General features: G+C 67.6%; 18 protein-coding genes. 4 read left to right on the plus strand and 14 right to left on the minus strand.

From position 1 onward, the window contains the following. The coding region (locus ASG79_RS24115) for a hypothetical protein (protein ID WP_235509796.1) at positions 1 to 234 on the plus strand (234 nt) is incomplete at its 5' end. A 178-nt stretch (positions 235 to 412) separates the two neighbouring features. On the opposite strand, the gene tyrS is transcribed toward ASG79_RS24115, so the two are convergent. The 3 genes from tyrS to ASG79_RS11975 all read right to left on the minus strand — a co-directional run bounded on the left by tyrS (position 413) and on the right by ASG79_RS11975 (position 4730). Then, positions 413 to 1726 carry a tyrosine--tRNA ligase gene (gene tyrS, locus ASG79_RS11965; RefSeq protein WP_056391308.1) on the minus strand — a complete coding sequence of 438 codons (1314 nt, stop codon included), beginning with the start codon at positions 1724 to 1726 and terminating at the stop codon, positions 413 to 415. A 34-nt stretch (positions 1727 to 1760) separates the two neighbouring features. Next, positions 1761 to 3989 (minus strand): HelD family protein, encoded by a 2229-nt coding sequence (locus tag ASG79_RS11970; protein WP_018771550.1) that lies wholly within the window; start codon positions 3987 to 3989, stop codon positions 1761 to 1763. A gap of 81 nt (positions 3990 to 4070) precedes the next feature. Beyond that, positions 4071 to 4730, minus strand: coding sequence for a DNA-3-methyladenine glycosylase (locus tag ASG79_RS11975; RefSeq protein ID WP_018771551.1), 660 nt, complete (start codon positions 4728 to 4730; stop codon positions 4071 to 4073). 128 nt (positions 4731 to 4858) lie between these two features. Here ASG79_RS11975 and ASG79_RS11980 point away from each other — a divergent pair, with 128 nt between their 5' ends. Both ASG79_RS11980 and ASG79_RS11985 read left to right on the plus strand, forming a co-directional pair. Then, positions 4859 to 6337: an AlkA N-terminal domain-containing protein gene (locus tag ASG79_RS11980; protein WP_056391311.1), complete on the plus strand. Its 1479-nt coding sequence runs from the start codon at positions 4859 to 4861 to the stop codon at positions 6335 to 6337. Continuing rightward, positions 6334 to 6843, plus strand: a complete 510-nt coding sequence (locus ASG79_RS11985) for a methylated-DNA--[protein]-cysteine S-methyltransferase (protein WP_018771553.1) — start codon at positions 6334 to 6336, stop codon at positions 6841 to 6843. Before ASG79_RS11980 ends, ASG79_RS11985 begins: the two co-directional genes overlap by 4 nt. Before the next feature lie 6 nt (positions 6844 to 6849). On the opposite strand, the gene ASG79_RS11990 is transcribed toward ASG79_RS11985, so the two are convergent. From ASG79_RS11990 to argC, 10 genes are all read right to left on the minus strand, one after another. Then, positions 6850 to 7587 (minus strand): maleylpyruvate isomerase family mycothiol-dependent enzyme, encoded by a 738-nt coding sequence (locus ASG79_RS11990; protein WP_056391314.1) that lies wholly within the window; start codon positions 7585 to 7587, stop codon positions 6850 to 6852. Between the two features lie 38 nt (positions 7588 to 7625). Then, positions 7626 to 8174: a pyridoxal 5'-phosphate synthase gene (locus ASG79_RS11995; protein ID WP_056391317.1), complete on the minus strand. Its 549-nt coding sequence runs from the start codon at positions 8172 to 8174 to the stop codon at positions 7626 to 7628. A 70-nt stretch (positions 8175 to 8244) separates the two neighbouring features. Further along, on the minus strand, positions 8245 to 9672 hold the full coding sequence (gene argH / locus ASG79_RS12000) for an argininosuccinate lyase (RefSeq protein ID WP_056391319.1): 1428 nt from the start codon (positions 9670 to 9672) through the stop codon (positions 8245 to 8247). A 5-nt stretch (positions 9673 to 9677) separates the two neighbouring features. Continuing rightward, a complete protein-coding gene (locus ASG79_RS12005) occupies positions 9678 to 10883 on the minus strand; it encodes an argininosuccinate synthase (protein WP_018771557.1) in 1206 nt (401 codons plus the stop codon). A 45-nt stretch (positions 10884 to 10928) separates the two neighbouring features. Beyond that, entirely contained in the window at positions 10929 to 11459 is a 531-nt protein-coding gene (locus ASG79_RS12010; RefSeq protein ID WP_018771558.1) for an arginine repressor, read from the minus strand. Then, entirely contained in the window at positions 11459 to 12460 is a 1002-nt protein-coding gene (gene argF / locus ASG79_RS12015) for an ornithine carbamoyltransferase (RefSeq protein WP_018771559.1), read from the minus strand. The genes ASG79_RS12010 and argF overlap by 1 nt, the downstream gene beginning before the upstream one ends. After that, a complete protein-coding gene (locus ASG79_RS12020) occupies positions 12457 to 13710 on the minus strand; it encodes an acetylornithine transaminase (RefSeq protein ID WP_056391321.1) in 1254 nt (417 codons plus the stop codon). Before ASG79_RS12020 ends, argF begins: the two co-directional genes overlap by 4 nt. After that, entirely contained in the window at positions 13707 to 14666 is a 960-nt protein-coding gene (argB, locus tag ASG79_RS12025; protein WP_018771561.1) for an acetylglutamate kinase, read from the minus strand. The genes ASG79_RS12020 and argB overlap by 4 nt, the downstream gene beginning before the upstream one ends. Positions 14667 to 14720: 54 nt before the next feature. Further along, positions 14721 to 15887, minus strand: coding sequence for a bifunctional glutamate N-acetyltransferase/amino-acid acetyltransferase ArgJ (gene argJ, locus ASG79_RS12030; protein WP_056391324.1), 1167 nt, complete (start codon positions 15885 to 15887; stop codon positions 14721 to 14723). Then, positions 15884 to 16915, minus strand: coding sequence for an N-acetyl-gamma-glutamyl-phosphate reductase (gene argC, locus ASG79_RS12035; protein ID WP_056391327.1), 1032 nt, complete (start codon positions 16913 to 16915; stop codon positions 15884 to 15886). Before argC ends, argJ begins: the two co-directional genes overlap by 4 nt. A 162-nt stretch (positions 16916 to 17077) precedes the next feature. On the opposite strand from argC, the gene ASG79_RS12040 reads away from it, so the two are divergent. Continuing rightward, positions 17078 to 18043, plus strand: a complete 966-nt coding sequence (locus tag ASG79_RS12040) for a quinone oxidoreductase family protein (RefSeq protein WP_056391330.1) — start codon at positions 17078 to 17080, stop codon at positions 18041 to 18043. An 83-nt stretch (positions 18044 to 18126) separates the two neighbouring features. Here ASG79_RS12040 and ASG79_RS24470 read toward each other — a convergent pair. Next, the coding region (locus ASG79_RS24470; RefSeq protein WP_156400201.1) for an IS3 family transposase at positions 18127 to 18185 on the minus strand (59 nt) is incomplete at its 5' end.

Below are 18185 nucleotides of genomic sequence, written 5' to 3' on the forward strand. Positions count from 1 at the left end.
CATGCACACCACGGGGTGGCGGCACAGCACAATCAACCAATTACATACATAATCGGTATCAACAAACTTGGCACACTATTGAGTTCTCAAACAACAGACACATTCGAATATTCCCGGAAACAATTCGAAAGAATTTCTTTTCCGTATTTCTTCGCTGCGATGTTTCCATCTTATTTCATTCATATTCACTTTCGCAAATCCGGATTTTCTTCCGGAATTCACTCGGTGGAATGAATCCGCCCAGCACAACGGGAAGCAATTTCTCCAATTCCACGCGGTGCGCGGCAAGAATTGCTTCTCATAAGTTGGGGGTTTGTCACCACTCAGCGGCGGCGACTCAGAAAACAATACACGCCCCCCAGCGGCCGTGCAAATCGGCCGCCGAAGGGCGTGCATACGGACCGTGAAGGTGCTAGGGAACCAGCACCTCAACAGTGGCCAGGTTCTTCTTGCCCCGGCGCAGGAGCAGGTACTGGCCGTGCAACAGTTCAGACTCGGAGATCACGGCCTCCGGATCTGACACCTTCGCGTTGTTCACGTAGGCACCTCCTTCACCAACGGTGCGCCGGGCGGCGGACTTGCTTTCCGATAGACCGGACGCCACCAGCAGGTCGACGATCCCCATCCCGTCCACCTGCACCGTGGCCGAAGGAAGTTCGGAGGTAGCCGCCTGGAGCGTTGCCTTGTCCAATGCGGCCAGGTCGCCGTTGCCGAAAAGCGCCGCTGAAGCGGCGATGACTTTTTCGGTGGCGTCCACGCCGTGCACCAGTGAGGTCACTTCGAAGGCCAGCTTCCGCTGTCCTTCCCTGGCAAAGGGACGCTCGGCCACGGAAACCGCGATCTCTTCGATCTCGGCCCGGGTGAGGAACGTGAACACCTTGAGCCGGTCCACAACGTCGGCGTCGGCGGTGTTGAGCCAGAACTGGTAGAAGGCGTACGGGCTGCACATGCCCGCGTCCAGCCAGATGGCGTTGCCCTCGCTCTTGCCGAACTTGGTTCCGTCGGAGTTGGTGATGAGGGGAGTTCCCAGGGCGTGGACGCTCTTGCCCTCCACCTTGCGGATCAGGTCGGTACCGCTGGTGAGGTTGCCCCACTGGTCCGAACCACCGGTCTGCAGCACACAGCCGTAGTCGCGGTAGAGCTGCAGGTAGTCCATGCCCTGCAGGATCTGGTAGCTGAACTCGGTGTAGCTGATGCCCTCGTCGGAGTTGAGGCGGGATGCCACGGCGTCCTTGCGCAGCATCGTTCCAACCCTGAAGTGCTTGCCCACTTCACGCAGGAAGTCGATGGCGCTCAAGGGCGCCGTCCAGTCCAGGTTGTTTACGATCCTGGCAGCGTTGTCACCCTCGAAGCTGAGGAAGCGGCTGACCTGGGCCTGCAGGTAGCCCACCCACTCCGCCACCGTGTCCTTGGTGTTCAGGGTTCGTTCAGCGGTGGGGCGGGGATCGCCGATCATACCCGTGGAGCCGCCAACGAGTCCCAGTGGCTTGTGCCCGGCCAGCTGCAGCCGCCGCATGACCAGGAGCTGGACGAGGTTTCCCAGGTGCAGGCTCGGGGCGGTGGGGTCGAAACCGCAATAGTATGTGACCGGCCCGTCGGCGAGGAGCTTCTCAAGCTCTGCTTCGTCGGTGGACACATGGACCAGCCCACGCCACTTCAGTTCCTGCCAAATGTTGGCGAAAGTGGGATCGTTGCGCTGCGGTTCGAGGTTGTTCAGTTCTGGCACGCTTCCTAAGTTAGCAGTAACGCCCGGCGCCGGGTCAGCCGGCAATCCCGGCAGGCACGGGTTGCGAGGCAATCAGCCGCAGGCGCTGTGTTGCACGTGTCATGGCTACGTACAGGTCCCCCACCTTGCCGTGCTCATGGTTGAGCATGACGGATGGTTCCAGGACCACCACGCCGTCGAACTCCAGGCCCTTGGCCTCGCGCGGGCTGATCACCACGATGTCCTGCTCGTAGCTGCCGGCGCCGGTGCCGATCCGTCGCCCATACACGGCTCGCAGTGCTGCTGTGGCCTGGGGCAGGAGGTCACCATCGGCGATCACGGCGAGCAGGCCGCCGTCGAGCGCGTCAAGTTCTTCCGGGAGGACCTCCACGAGCCGGCCGACCACCGCGCCGTTCCCTACTTCGTCGATGATGGGCGCCCAGCGCCCCTCACGAACGGCCTTCGGCGCGGAAACCACCAGGCCAGCCGCGTTGGCCATCCTGACGGCGGCTTCGGCGATCTGCGAGGGCGTGCGGTAGTTGACGGTCAGCTCCTCCAGCTGCCAGCGGTCACCGAACAGCGGAGCAAGCGCCCCCTGCCACGAGTTGGCTCCGGCCACAGAGCTGGTCTGCGCGATGTCGCCCACGATGGTGAAGGACTTCAGGGGGCAGCGCCGGACCAGGAGCCGCCACTGCATGGGTGAGAGTTCCTGTGCCTCATCCACCACGATGTGCCCGAAGGCCCAGGTGCGGTCGCTCGTTGCGCGTTCGGCAGCGGTTTGCCGCCCTTCCTGTTCCTGGTTCTGCTCGGCCAGTTCCTCCGCGGACATCAGGGGGTCCACGCCGGCGGCCTGCATGTTGACCAGGGTCTGCTTGGCGTTGGCAAGGTCGCGGGCACGGTCATGCTCCTGCTGGGCCAGTCCGCGCCCGGCGGCCGGGTCCAGCTCGCCGAGCAGTTCGGCGGCCTCGTCCAGCAGCGGCACGTCCGATTCCGTCCACGGGGCATCCGCGGGACGCTGCAGCAGCGCCCGCTGGGCCGGGGTCAGGTTGGGGGTGCAGAATTCCAGCACCTCCGGCTTGCTGAACAGATCCGAGATCAGCTTCTCCGGCGTCATGGGCATCCAGCACAGGTTCAGCGCAATCCGCACATCGCGGGCCGTCCGGACATCTTCGGCAAGGTACGAGCGGTCCGCGTTGTTGCCGAGGTTGCCGGCTTCGACGAGCTCGGTCATCTGTTCGGTCAGCTCGCGCAGCAGGATCTTCACGAACGTCACGCGTGCCTCGTTGTACGGCTTTCCGGTGGCGCGGGCACGTTCCCTTGCACGCCGGACCTGCCGGGGTGTGAGGGTGAGCTTGCGGCCGTCCACTTCAAGGATCCGGTTCTGCGCGGGGACGCGCATGCGGTTGGACACGGCGTTGGCCACGATCGCGGCCATGTCCAGGCGGCCCTTCAGGGCTGCCACGTCCGCATCAGTTTCGGGCACGGCATTGATGCCGGGCATCAGGCGGCCCACGCTGGCCATGACGACACCGGTTTCCCCGAGCGAGGGCAGCACCCGTTCGATGTACTTCATGAACGACGACGACGGCCCCACCAGGAGCACGCCGGCACTTTTGAGGCGGTCACGGTGGGTGTACAGCAGGTAGGCGGCCCGGTGCAGGGCCACGGCGGTTTTGCCGGTGCCCGGCCCGCCCTGGACCACGACGGCGCCGGAAATGGAGGACCGGATGATGCGGTCCTGTTCCGACTGGATGGTGCTGACGATGTCCGACATGCGGCCGGTCCGCTTGGAGTTCAGGGCCGCGAGCAGGGCCCCTTCGCCCTGCAGCGATTCGTCGTCGGTAAGCATCCCCGCGTCCAGGACGTCGTCCTCGATCGCCTTGACGTCCCGCCCCTGCAGGATCAGGTGCCGGCGGCGGCGGACGCCCTGCCGGTCGAAGGCCGTGGCCTGGTAGAAGTGCCCGGCCTCGGGCGCACGCCAGTCCACCATCAGCCGCTGCAGGTCCTCGGTGGTAAGCCCGATGCGGCCAATGTACTGGGCTTCACCGGAGTCCAGGTCCAGGCGGCCGAACACCAGCCGGTCATCGACGGCGTCCAGCTGGGCCAGGCGGTCCTCATACAGTGCAGCGAACGCATCACGTTCCGAAACGTTCTGCATGGTGCCCACGGCTCCGGCGCGCCGGACCTGCGCCAGCTGGCGGCGCTTTTCCTCCCGGAGTTCCTCCAGCCGGGCATACAGGCCGGCTACATACTCCCGTTCGTGGGCCAATTCGGCGTCGTGCATTAACGTTCCCCTATCGCGAAAGACAGACCGTCCATTCTACAACCATTTCCGTTAACGCTTGTGAAACGTTGCAGCCGGCAGTCAACGTGCCGGCTGCTTCCGGATCCGGGGCTTGGCAGCCTTGTATTTGGAGACGGTGGGGTCGCCGGTGAGCCAGAATCGCCAGGCGTATTCCGCCGATCCCCCGGCGCCGGCCACGCCCACCCGCGGGCCCGTACTTACCGGACCGCCGGTGCAGGAGGGAAGCTCCAGGCCGAAGGGTGGAGCCAGCGCGTCCCGGCCACTGTCCGCCGTCGTCAATCCAAGCGCTTTGGCCAGGCGGGCCGGACCGCTGGCCAGGTCGGCGGGCGTTCTCGACGTCGGACGGCGCCGTTGCGCCAGTTCAAGTCCGTCCACCACCTCCCCTGCCCGCAGCAACAGGGCGGACGCAACGCCTGCCGGGCCGCAGACAATGTTGGTGCAGTGGTGCATGCCGTAGGTGAAGTAGACGTAGAGGTGCCCGGCGGGGCCGAACATTGGCGCATTGCGGGGTGTCGGGCCCCGGTAGGTATGCGAGCCCGGGTCCGGATGGAGCGAATCCTCGGGCCCAAGGTAGGCCTCCACCTCGGTGAGCCGGATGGACACCGCGCCGTCCCGGGACTGGTGCGTCAGTACGGCGCCAAGCAGCTGCGGGGCGAGCTCGCGGGCATCTCCGGACAGGAAACTCCGGAGCGTCCCGGCGTCCGGAGCACTTTCGTTCATTGCTCGACTTTACCCGGATGCCGCCCGTTTCATCCGCCCGGCAGCCGCCCCGGCGCCGGATTCCCGCCCTCCACGGCCATGTCCGATTTCCGCTAGTACCGGCCGGGGTGGGCTGGCAGGATGGAGGAATGGACTTCTGGCAGCGCTACCGGGCAATCGATGCCCGCGACCCCCGGTTCGACGGCCAGTTCTATACCGCCGTCCGCACAACCGGGATCTACTGCCGCCCCTCCTGCCCGGCCCGCACCCCCAAGGCGTCCAACGTGACGTTTTACGAGACGTCCGCCGCGGCACACGAGGCGGGCTACCGGGCCTGCAAGCGCTGCCTGCCGGAGGCGGTGCCGGGAACCCCTGCCTGGAACGTGCGGCAGGACGTTGCGGGCCGGGCCATGCGGCTGATCAACGACGGCGTGATCAACCGGGACGGGGTGGCAGGCCTTGCGTCCCGCCTGGGGTACTCGCCGCGCCAGCTTAACCGGATCCTGGGGCAGGAACTGGGTGCCGGTCCCCTGTCGCTGGCCCGCGCTGCGAGGGCGCAGACCGCACGTACGCTGCTGGTGTCCACCTCCATGAAGCTGGCCGACATCGCCTTCGCGGCCGGCTTCAGCAGCGTGCGGCAGTTCAACGAGACCATCGCCGAGGTGTTCGACATGACCCCCACCGCACTTCGCAGGACAGTCCGGCACCCGGCCCCCGGTGGCGGCACGACGGCGCTGACCCTTGGCCTGCCCTACCGTCCGCCGTTCGATCCAAGCATCTTCTCCTTCCTTGCGGTCCGTGCCATCCCCGGCATCGAGGAGGGCACGGCCACCTCCTACGCACGGACCCTGCGGCTCCCCCACGGCGATGCGCGCTTCCAGGTGGCGTACGACGGCGGCACGCGGGCACGGCAGCTCACCCTCACCGTGGGTGCGGTGGACCTGCGGGACCTTCCGGCACTGCTGAGCCGCGTGCGGAGGCTGTTCGACCTGGACGCAGACCCCGAAGCGATCGACGGTGCCCTCACGGCCGACCCCAGGCTTGCCGCCTCCGTTGCCGGCGCTCCCGGAATGAGGATGCCGGGGGCGCTGGACCCGCAGGAACTGCTGGTGCGGGCCATGGTGGGCCAGCAGATCACGGTGGCGGCGGCCCGGACCGCACTGACCCAACTGTCCGCCGCCGGCAGTCCCAGCAGCACGGCCGGCGACGGCCTGGACAGGCTCTTCCCGACGCCGGCCCAAATAGCCGCGGCCGGCCACCTGCTGCGCGGGCCCAGGAGACGGACCGAATCGCTCCTCCAGGCGGCCTCGGCCATGGCCGCCGGAGAACTGGAGTTCGGCTATGGGGACGACCTAACCGGCCTGGGCGCCAAACTGCTGCCCTTGCCGGGGGTGGGACCATGGACCGTGGGGTACGTGGCCATGCGGGTCCTGGGCGCCCCGGACGTCTTCCTCGCCAACGACGCCGCCGTTCGGAACGGAATCCGCGCCATCGATAATGGTGACAGCGCCCTGAGCCCGGACTTCCGGGAGACCAGCCCGTGGCGCTCCTACGCCACCATGCACCTGTGGCGCGCCGCAGCACGGCCCGCACCGACAACAACCGTTCCCGCGAAAGGGATGCCATGAAAGCGCAACTGATGCAGCTGTCCACGCCTGACGGGCCCTTCACCATCCTTGCCCGGGACGGTGTGGTCCTCGCTTCGGGCTGGACGGCAGGCCTTGCAGAACTCACCGGACAGGTCCATCCCACGCTGCGGCCCGACGCCGTGGAAGAGGTGGCAAGCCTTGGCGGGATCTCGTCCGCCGTTGAAGCCTTCTACGACGGCGACCCCGCTCCCGCCATGTCAGTCCGGGTCCTGCAGCAGTCGGGCCCGTTCCGCGCCCACGCCTGGGACGTGCTGCGCCAGGTCAAACCCGGCTCACCCGTTACATACACCGAGTATGCGGCCCTCGCGGGCAACCCGCGTGCGGTCAGGGCGGCGGCCAGCGCCTGTGCCTTCAATGCAGCGGCGTTGTTCGTTCCCTGCCACCGGGTGATCCGGACCGATGGCTCGCTGGGCGGCTTCCGCTGGGGCCTGCCCATCAAGGAAAGCCTGCTGGCCCGCGAGGCTGGCCAGGACTGCTTCAGTTGAGGACGACTACTTTGGGTCGGGCATCGCCGAAGGCCAGGGCAGCAGGGCGGGAAGGTCGGTGCCGTCCCCGGCGGCGGTGGCCCGCAGGCTGTCCAGCGACGGCTTGCGCCCAGCGAGCCAGGCGGCGATATCCGTGACCATGCCGCTGACGACGACGGTGCTGCCGCCGGCGCCAAGGGCCAGCGGCGGAAGTGCCACCGGCTGCAGGACAAGCCGGGTACCGGCCGGGACGCGGGCGGCCAGGAAGTCGAAGAGGTGGGAGCAGAATTCCCTGTTCCAGGTTTCGGGTCCCGTGCCGGCATCCAGGTCCGCGGTGTGGATGACGAGCTCGCGCCATAGCGCCAGCCCCGCATCGAAGATGACGCCGTCGCGGAACGCGATGGGCGTCTGCCACTCATCCCCGTCCAGTGCGTCAAAAGCCGCCAGCGCGCGGCGCAGCGCAGCATGGACGTCCTCCCTGTGCTGCCCAAGGCTGTGCCCCGCGGCCAGATCGATGGCGCGGTTGCGGCCTTCCACGCCGCCGTCGTAAAGCTCCACCGTTTCACCGCGGCGGCCGTACTCCACCTGACGGGCCAGGGCGTCGCAGATTCCGGCGAGGTGGGCCAAAAGGTGCCCGCGGCTCCAGCCGGGAAGCGTGGACGGAGCACGTTCGCCGCCGTCGGGAATCCGGTCCAGCCCGGCAGTCAGCGCGGCGCCGGCCGTGTGCAGTTCGGCCAGGAGGCCGGCAGGAGAAGGAGAGGTCATGCGGCCAGCCTAGCCGAGCACCCAGGCGCGCCAGCTACTTATTCCAGCGGCGATCCGTCCGGCCCGACACGGTGCCGGACATGGTTGCCGTCGTTGCTGGCCTGCCAGAACTCGATCTCGACGGGCTGGAGGGCGTAGAGCTGCCAATGGGGATTGTCGCTTCCGTCGGCCCGGGGCCGCTCGTGCCAGTCCACCGCGGAAGCCTCGGCAGAAAGCTCGGCCACAGCGCCGGCCACCCGGACCTGGCGGCCCAGGCCCGGCCAGTAGAAGTTCATGGCGGCACGTGGTTCAGCGGCCAGCTCCCGGCCCTTGCGGGAGGTGCGTGACGTGGCGAAGTGCCAGCCGTCGTCGTCAATGTTCTTCAGGATCAGCATCCGCGAGGACGGCTGCTGCCCACCGCCGGATGCCGCGCCCACCGTGGCCAGGCTGAACGCGTGCGGCTGCTGCTCCCCCGCGTCCAGCGCCTCATCCAGCCACTGCTTGAACAGCAGCGCCGGGTCCTGCGGGGCGTTGTCCGGGTCGAAACCGGGCAGGCCGGAGGGGAAATCGGGAAGGGTGCGAAGGAACTTGCGGAAGGTTTCGCTCATGGCTCCACCCTAGCCACAATCAGCAAGGGGCCCCGCGGAAAAACCACGGCGCCCCTTGCAGATCCGGTATTTAGCCTGCGTACGCCCGGACGTCGGCGAGCTCGGCTTCCAGTGCGGCGAGCTGGCGTTCGACGGCGGCCGGCGCCGTTCCGCCCTGGGAGTTGCGGCTGTTCAGGGAGCCTTCCGTGGACAGGACCGTGCGGACCTCGGGGGTGAGATGCTCCGAGATGGCAGCGTACTCCCCGTCCGTAAGGTCCCACAGTTCCACACCACGGGATTCCGCCTGCTTGACCGCCGCGCCGGAGAGTTCGTGCGCCTCGCGGAACGGCACGCCCTGGCGGACCAGCCATTCGGCGATGTCCGTGGCCAACGCGAAGCCCTGCGGGGCCAGCGACTGCATCCGTTCAGTGTTGAACTTGAGGGTGGCGATCATGCCGGAGACGGCCGGAAGCAGCAGCTCCAGGGTGTCGGCGGCGTCGAATACCGGTTCCTTGTCCTCCTGCAGGTCGCGGTTGTACGCAAGCGGAAGGCCCTTGAGCGTGGCCAGCAGCCCGGTGAGGTTGCCGATCAGGCGCCCTGCCTTGCCGCGGGCCAGCTCTGCCACATCCGGGTTCTTCTTCTGCGGCATGATCGAGGACCCCGTGGAGTACGAATCATGCAGCGTGACGAAGGAGAACTCCTTGGTGGCCCAGAAGATGACTTCCTCTGAGATCCGGGAGAGGTCCACGCCGATCATCGAGCAGACCCAGGCGAACTCGGCGAAGACGTCGCGGGACGCGGTGCCGTCGATCGAGTTATGCGTGGCGGAGTAGAAGCCCAGCTCAGCGGCCACTGCTTCCGGGTCGAGCCCCAGCGAGGAGCCGGCCAGGGCACCCGAACCGTACGGCGAGACGCCGGCCCGCTTGTCCCAGTCCTGCAGCCGCTGCACGTCGCGCAGCAGCGCCCAGGCGTGGGCCAGCAGGTGGTGGCTGAGCAGGACCGGCTGGGCGTGCTGCAGGTGGGTGCGGCCCGGCATGGCAACACCGTGGTGTGCCTTTGCCTGCTCCACCAGGGCATCCACTGTGGCAAGGACGCCGCGCGCGATGATCCTGGCGTGGTCGCGCAGGAACATCCGGCCCAGGGTGGCCACCTGGTCGTTGCGGGACCGGCCGGCGCGGAGCTTGCCGCCCAGTTGGGTTCCGGCCCGCTCGATCAGTCCGCGTTCCAGGGAACCATGCACGTCCTCGTCGGATTCCGCCGGCAGGTATGCCCCGGACGCCACGTCCTCGTCCAGCTGCGTGAGGGCGGCCAGCATGCCTTCGAGCTCGGCATCGTCCAGCAGTCCTGCTTTGTGCAGGACGCGGGCGTGCGCCTTGGAGCCGGCGATGTCGTAACGGGCCAGGCGCCAGTCGAAGTGCGTGGACTTGCTCAGCGCCGCGAGGGCGTCCGCGGGGCCGCCGGCAAACCGGCCGCCCCACAACGCACCCGTGTTCGTGGCTTCGGACTTGAGCTCAGCCATCCGGGCTACTTTCCTGCGACGCGGATGTCGCGGCCGGAGGCAACCTTGGCGGACATGCCCCACAGCTCGATGAAGCCCTTGGCCTGGGACTGGTCGAAGGTGTCGCCGGTGTCGTAGGTGGCCAGCGAGAAGTCGTACAGCGAGGTGTCCGAGCGGCGGCCGTTGACGATGGCCTGGCCGCCGTGCAGGGTCATGCGGATGTCGCCGGAGACGTACTTCTGGGTGTCCTCGATGAAGGCGTCCAGGGAGCGCTTCAGCGGGGAGAACCACTGGCCGTCATAGACCAGCTCGGCCCAGCGCTGGCCAACGGTGGCCTTGAAGCGGGCCTGCTCGCGCTCCACGGTGATGTCCTCGAGGTGCTTGTGCGCGGTGATCAGGGCCATGGCACCGGGGGCTTCGTAGATTTCGCGGGACTTGATGCCCACCAGGCGGTCCTCGACGACGTCGATGCGGCCCACGCCCTGGGCGCCGGCGCGGCGGTTGAGTTCCTTGATGGCCTGCAGCGGGGTGACCTTGACGCCGTCGATCGCTACCGGGACGCCGGCTTCGAAGGAGATGATGACCTCATCCGGGGCCGGCGGGAACTCCGGGGTGGCGGTGTAGTCGTAGATGTCCTTGGTGGGGGCGTTCCAGATGTCCTCGAGGTAGCCGGTTTCCACGGCGCGTCCCCAGACGTTCTGGTCGATGGAGTACGGGTTCTTCTTGGTGGTCTCGATGGGCAGTCCCTTTTCCTCGGCGAAGGCGATGGCCTTGTCGCGGGTCAGGGCGAGGTCGCGGACCGGTGCGATGCACTTCAGGTCCGGGCCCAGGGTCTGGATGCCCACCTCGAAGCGGACCTGGTCGTTGCCCTTGCCGGTGCAGCCGTGGGCCACGGTGGTGGCGCCGAATTCGCGGGCTGCCTTCACCAGGTGCTTGACGATGACCGGGCGGGAGATGGCGGACACCAGCGGGTAGTGGCCCTGGTAGAGGGCGTTGGCCTTCAGGGTGGGCACGCAGTATTCGTTGGCGAACTCGTCCGAGGCGTCCGCGACGTAGGCCTCGACGGCGCCGCAGCCCAGGGCGCGCTGGCGGATGGTTTCCAGCGATTCGCCGCCCTGTCCGACGTCCACCGCCACGGCGATGACCTCGGCACCGGTGGCTTCACCGATCCAGCCGATGGCGACGGACGTGTCCAGGCCGCCGGAGTAGGCCAGCACAATGCGTTCAGTCACTTTAGATGCTCCTTGTTGGGGTTGGTTGGTTCGTTGTCTTCAAGCTTATTGCCCGGCTTCTTCTGCCATTTGCAGGAAGCGGGCTGCCAGGTCCGGTCCGCCCAGCGGGTCGCGGGAGACCAGCAGGACGGTGTCGTCCCCGGCGATGGTGCCCAGGATGGACGGCATTACCGAATGGTCGATGGCCAGGGCCAGGAAGTTCGCGGCGCCGGGCGGAGTGCGCAGGACCGCGATGTTGGCCGAGGCTTCGGCGGTGACCAGCAGTTCGCTGCACAGCCGGGCCAGCCGGGCATCCAGGATCTCCTGCGTCACGCCGCTTTTCGCGGCCCGCTCGCCGCCTTCGCCGGGAACGGCGTAGACCAGGACGCCTTCCTTGCCGCGGACGCGGACGGCGCCCAGTTCCACCAGGTCGCGGGACAGCGTGGCCTGGGTGACCTGCACGCCGTCGTCGGCCAGCAGCGCCGCAAGCTCGGCCTGGGAACGCACGGACTGCCCGGTGAGGATGGCGGTGATGCGCGCCTGCCGGGCGGTCTTGGTGGCCGGGCTGGTGCCCGGGGAGGACGGCTGGGCGGACACTAGAACGTGCTCTCTCCGGTGCCCTCGACGGGGGAAAGGCCGTCAACGAAGGCCAGGCCCGAGCGGTGCATCAGCCAGGCCATCAGCGCCTTCTGGGCGTGCAGCCGGTTTTCCGCCTCGTCCCAGACGATGGACTGCGGGCCGTCGATGACGTCGGCGGAGATTTCGTAGCCCCGGTAGGCCGGGAGGCAGTGCAGCACGACGGCGTCATCCGCGGCGAGTGCCATGGCGTCCGAATCGACGGAGTAGTCCCGGAACAGCTGGAGCCGTGCTTCCTTCTCGGCTTCCTGCCCCATGGAGACCCACGTGTCGGTGGCCACGACGTCGGCACCCTTCAGTGCTTCCTTGGCATCGGTGGTGATGAGCACGGAACCGCCGGTTTCAGCCGCGCGCTCCTCAGCCGCGGCCACGATGTCCGCGGCCGGCAGGTAGCCCTCCGGGCCGGCGATGCGGACGTGCATGCCGGCGGTGACTCCGGCCAGCAGGTAGGAGTTGGCCATGTTGTTGGCGGCGTCGCCGAGGTAGCTCATGGTGAGTCCCTTGAGGTCGCCCTTGTGTTCCTTGACGGCCAGCAGGTCCGCCAGGAGCTGGCACGGGTGGTAGTCATCGCACAGGGCGTTGATGACGGGAACCCGTGAGTTCTCCGCCATGGCCACCAGGCCGGCGTGGGCGCCGGTGCGCCACACAATGGTGGAGACCATCCGTTCGAGCACCTTGGCGGTGTCCTCCACGGATTCCTTGTGCCCGATCTGCGCCTCGCCGGGGTTGATGACCAGGGCATTGCCGCCCATGTCCGCGATTCCGGTGGCGAATGACACCCGGGTCCGGGTGGAGGTCTTGTCGAAGATCACGGCCACGGTCTTGCGGCCGCTGCCTTCAGCGGCGAACGGCTGGACGCTGTAGGGGGCCGCCTTCATGCGGGCGGCGAGCTCCAGGACTTCCGCCTGTTCGGCGGGGCTGAGGTCGGTGTCCTTGAGGAAGTGCCGGGTTGCGGTGGTCACTGGGCGTCCTTAGCGGTCTGGAGGATTGCCGGGAATGCGGCGAGGAACGTGTCGGCCTGTGCCGTGGTGAGGATCAGCGGCGGGGCCAGGCGGATGGTCCGCGGGCCCGGGCTGTTGACGATGAAGCCTGCGTCGAGTGCCGCCTGCACGACGGCCGGTGCTACGTCGGCGTCGAGGTCGAAGCCGATCAGCAGCCCTTCACCCCGGACCTCGGTGACGCCGGGGATCGCGGCCAGTGCGGAGCGCAGGTGTTCGCCCACGGCCGTGGCGTTGGCCAGGACGTTCTGGCTTTCGAGGGCGTGGAGGGTGGCGAGGGCGGCTGCCGTGGCCACCGGGTTTCCGCCGAAGGTGGTGCCGTGCTGGCCGGCTGACAGCAAAGACGACGTCTGCCCACCCATGGTGATCAGGGCACCGATGGGGAATCCGCCGCCCAGCCCTTTGGCCAGGGTGATGGCGTCAGGGACAATCCCCGCATCCTCGCTGGCGAGCCACTTGCCGGTGCGGCCGATGCCGGTCTGGACCTCGTCCAGGATCAGCAGGGCGCCGGCTTTGCTGGTGGCCTCCCGCGCGGCCTTCAGGTAGCCCGGCGGCAGGGGGCGCACACCTGCCTCGCCCTGGATGGGCTCCAGGAACACGGCGGCCACGGTTTCGTCCACTGCTGCCTCCAGCGCAGCAATGTCGCCGAACGGGATGTGCACCACGCCACCGGGCAGCGGCTCGAAGGGCGCCCGGTAGGCCTCTTTGGCGGTCAGGGCCAGGGCGCCCATGGTCCGGCCGTGGAACGCGCCCTCGAGGGCGATGATGGTGGTCCGCTTGACCGTACCGTCGCCGGTATTGCGGCGGGCAAGTTTGAAGGCGGCCTCGTTGGCTTCGGTGCCCGAGTTGCTGAAGAACACCTTGGAGCCGGCAGGAGCGTGGGCCAGTTCCAGCAGTTTTTCGGCCAGCGCCACCTGGGTGGGGCTGGTAAAGAAGTTGGAGACGTGGCCCAGTGTGGCCAGCTGGCTGGCGATGACTGACGTCACGAAGGGGTGGGCGTGGCCCAGGGCGTTAACGGCGATCCCGCCCAGCAGGTCCAGGTATTCCTTGCCGTCGGCGTCCCACACCAGGCAGCCGGCACCGCGGACCAGGACCCGTTGCGGCGTGCCGAACACGTTCATCAGCGAACTGGAGTAGCGGGAGAGCCACTCGGAGCCTGCGTGGCCCGTGGTTTCCACCAACTCGGTGACTGAAGGCTTTTCAACCGTGTTCATCCGTTGATCTCCTCGTCCGGGACGACCTGGGTGCCGATGCCCGCCGTCGTAAATGTTTCCAGAAGCATGGAGTGGGCCAGGCGCCCGTCCACGATGTGTGCCCGTTCCACGCCCTCGTCAACGGCCTTGAGGCAGGCCGCCATCTTGGGGATCATCCCGGACTCGAGCCTGGGCAGCATCTCCCGCAGCTCCGACGCCGTGAGGGAGGAGATCAGGGAAGTCTTGTCCGGCCAGTTGGCGTAGAGGCCTTCGACGTCGGTGAGGATCACCAGCTTCGAAGCGCCCAGCGCCGAGGCGACGGCGGCCGCTGCGGTGTCCGCGTTGACGTTCAGGACCTGGCCCGTGGGCTGGAACCGCGCGGTCCCCGCCACGCTTTCTCCGCCGTCGACAATTTCCGGGGCCACCGTGGAGATCACGGGGATGCGGCCGGCGTCGAGGATGTCCACGATGCCGGCGGGGTCGACGCCCACCACCTCGCCCACCAGCCCGAGGTCCACCTCTTCGCCGTCCACCACGGTGCCGGTGCGGACAGCGCGCAGCAGCCCGCCGTCTTCACCTGACATGCCCACGGCGTAGGGCCCGTGGGAGTTGATCAGGCCCACCAGTTCGCGTCCCACCTGGCCGGTGAGGACCATGCGGACCACATCCATGGCCTCGGGCGTGGTGACCCGGAGGCCGCCCTTGAACTCGGATTCGATGCCCAGCCGGCCCAGCATGGAGTTGATCTGCGGGCCGCCGCCGTGGACCACCACGGGGTGGATGCCCACATGGTGGAGGAAGACGATGTCTTCGGCGAAGGCGCGGCGGAGTTCGTCGTTCACCATGGCATTGCCGCCGTACTTGATCACCATGGTGGTGCCGGCAAACCGCTGGATCCAGGGCAGCGCCTCGATCAGGGTTGCCGCCTTGTCCTGGGCAGCGGACATGCTGGTGGTTTCACGCGTTTGGGTGTTCATGTTGTCACTTTCCGCAGCGGTTCATGCCTTGGCGGGCAATGGCTGGAGGGGCCCCTAGCTGGAGTAGGCGCTGTTCTCGTGCACGTAGTCATGGGTGAGGTCGTTGGTCCAGATGGTGGCCTCGGCATCGCCTGCCTGCAGGTCGATTTCCACCAGGACTTCGCGCGGCTCCAGGTCCACCAGGCTGCGGTCGTCGCCGATGCTGCCGTTGCGGCAGATCTGGACGCCGTTCATGGCCACGTTGAGCTGGTCCGGCTCAAAGGCGGCGTCCGTGGTGCCCACCGCGGAGAGCACGCGGCCCCAGTTGGGATCCTTGCCGAAAATGGCCGCTTTGAACAGGTTGGAGCGGGCCACGGAGCGGCTGACGGTTTCGGCGTCCGCTTCGCTGGCGGCGTTGAACGTGCGGATGGCGATGTCGTGGCTGGCGCCCTCGGCATCGGCGATCAGTTTGCGGGCCAGCTCGGCGCAGACCTTGGTCAGCCCGGCACCGAAATCCTCGGCCGAGGGCACAGCCGCGGAAGCGCCGGAAGCCAGCAGGACAACCGTGTCGTTGGTGGACATGCAGCCGTCGGAGTCGGCGCGGTCGAACGTAACCCGCGTGGCGTCGCGGAGGACGACGTCGAGCATTTCGGGCTGCACCACGGCATCCGTGGTGAGGACCACCAGCATGGTGGCCAGGCCGGGGGCCAGCATGCCGGCGCCCTTGGCGATGCCGCCGATGCTGAATTCCTGGCCGTCGGCGTCGGTGCCGATGAAGAGGGCCGACTTGGGCACGCTGTCGGTGGTCATGATGGCCGTGCCGGCGTCCGGTCCCCCGTCGGTGCTGAGTGCTGCTGCAGCGGCCTCGACGCCCGGCAGGATCTTGTCCATGGGCAGCTGCTCGCCAATCAGGCCGGTGGAGCAGACGAACACGTCGGTGGCTGAGATGCCCAGGACCTCGGCCACTTTCTCCGCGGTGCTGTGGGTGTTCTGGAAGCCCGTGGGACCGGTGCAGGCGTTGGCCCCGCCGGAGTTGAGGATGACGGCATCCACGCGGCCGTCCGAGACCACCTGGCGTGACCAGTGCACGGGGGCTGCGGCCACGCGGTTGCTGGTGAACACGGCGGCGGCGGCTTTGGATGGTCCGTCGTTGACGACCAGGGCGAGGTCCGGGTTGCCGGAGGCCTTGAGTCCGGCGGTGACGCCTGCTGCCCGGAATCCCTGGGGGGTGGTGATGGTCACGGAGCTACTCCCTGCAGGTTGAGGCCGGCGGTTTCGGGCAGGCCGAGTGCGATGTTCATGGACTGCACGGCTCCGCCGGCAGTGCCCTTGGTCAGGTTGTCGATCACGCAGGTGACGACCACCCGTCCCGTGTGGGCGTCGAAGGCCAGCTGCATGGCTGCGTGGTTGGAACCCTGGACCGATTTGGTCCCGGGCCACTGGCCCTCGGACAGCACGTGGACGAACGGCTCGTCGTCGTACGCTTCGGTCCATGCCTGCCGCAGCTGCGCTGCGGTGGTGCCGGCCTTGACCTTGGCAGTGGCGGTGGTCAGGATGCCGCGGCTCATGGGAGCAAGGGTGGGCGTGAAGGAAACGCTGACTTTTTCCCCTGCCGCGTTGGAGAGGCCCTGCTCGATCTCGGGGGTGTGCCGGTGTCCACCGCCCACGCCGTAGGGACTCATGGAGCCCATGACTTCAGCTCCGATCAGGTTGACCTTGGCGGCCTTGCCCGCGCCCGAGGTGCCGGAGGCGGAAACGATCACGACGTCGTCGGGCTCCAGCAGGTGCGCAGCGAAGCCGGGGGTCAGCGCCAGGAGGGCGGACGTTGGGTAGCAGCCGGGAACGGCGATGCGCTTGGCGCCCTTGAGGGCTTCCCGCTGGCCGGGCAGCTCCGGGAGTCCGTAGGGCCAGGTGCCGGCATGGGGCGAGCCGTAGAACTTCTCCCACGCGGCGGGGTCTTCAAGGCGATGGTCGGCGCCGGCGTCGATGACGACTGTCCCTTCGGGAAGCTGGGCGGCGATCTCGGCGGAAGCACCGTGCGGCAGCGCCAGGAAGACGACATCGTGGCCGGAGAGGTTCTCCACCGTGGTGTCTTCAAGGATGCGGCTGGCCAGTCCATGCAGGTGCGGCTGCAGTTCGCCGAGGCGGGACCCGGCATTGCTGTGCGCTGTGATGGCACCGATGGTCACACCGGGGTGTCCGGCCAGAAGGCGAAGGACCTCTCCCCCGGCGTAGCCGCTGGCACCCGAAACCGCAACAGAAATAGTCATGCTCCGACTATACAGCAATAGTTATGCATTGATGCCGATATTTATGCATGGCCGTCCTTGAGGCCTGCGGTGACGCCGGGACTTGCCGTGCCGGTCTGCGGTGTCCCTAGGATGGTCTCGGCAGCCGGGGCCGGAAACGCCGGGACCCGCGAAAGGAGAGCCATGACGCCTGCAATCGTCGCACGGCAGGCAGGCGGACCGGAAGTCCTTGACTACGTCGAGGTTCAAACACCCGCTCCGGGGCCGGGCCAGGTGCTCTTCAAAGTCGGGGCGGCCGGCGTCAACTTCATCGACACCTACAAGCGCAGTGGGACCTACAAAGTCCAGTACCCCTTCACCCCCGGCACGGAAGCCGCAGGGACGGTGGAAGCCGTGGGCGAAGGCGTCACCGGCTTCTCCGTGGGCGACCGGATAGCCACGGCCGAGGGCCTGAACTGCTACGCGGACTACGCCCTGGTGGATGAGGACGCCGCACTGCCGGTACCGAAAGGCCTGGATGTCTTTACCGCCGCCGCCCTTCCCCTCCAGGGCATCACCGCGCACTACCTGGTCAATTCCACCTTCAAGGTGGAATCCGGGCACACCGTACTGCTGCACGCCGGGGCCGGCGGGGTTGGACTGCTGCTCATCCAGCTGCTCAAGGCAAAGGGCGCCCGGGTCATCACCACCGTGTCCAATGACGGGAAAAAGGCCCTCGCCCTTGAGGCCGGCGCGGACCATGTGCTGCGCTACGAAGGTTTTCCGCACCACGTGCGCGAGCTCACCGGTGGCAAGGGCGTGGACGTGGCGTACGACGGCGTGGGTAAGGATACGTTCGACGGCTCCCTTAACGCCCTTGGTGTCCGGGGAATGCTGGTGCTGTTCGGCGCAGCCTCCGGCCCGGTCCCGCCATTTGACCCGCAGCGCCTCAACGCCGGGGGTTCCCTGTTCCTCACCCGGCCCACCATGGGCCACTACCTGCGGGATGCCGCGGAGCGGCGCTGGCGCTCCGACGAGGTCTTTGCAGCGGCCGCCGGCGGGAGCCTGAAGGTCCGCATCGGGGCCCGCTACCCGTTGAGCCAGGCCTGGCAGGCACACCGCGACCTTGAGGGCCGGAAAACCACCGGAAAGGTTCTCCTGGTGCCGTAGGAAACCCCGCTTCGCCGGATAATGAAGAAGTCCCCGCGCCCATTTGAACTGCTCCCCGGAAGTTGGACTGACTAAATAAGAGCCTAAGCCGCGAGGGTCTGGGTCCGGTATTGCACCGGGCTCAGGCCCTTGAGCTTTGTCG

The organism is Arthrobacter sp. Soil761 (assembly GCF_001428325.1).
Taxonomy (GTDB): Bacteria; Actinomycetota; Actinomycetes; order Actinomycetales; family Micrococcaceae; genus Arthrobacter.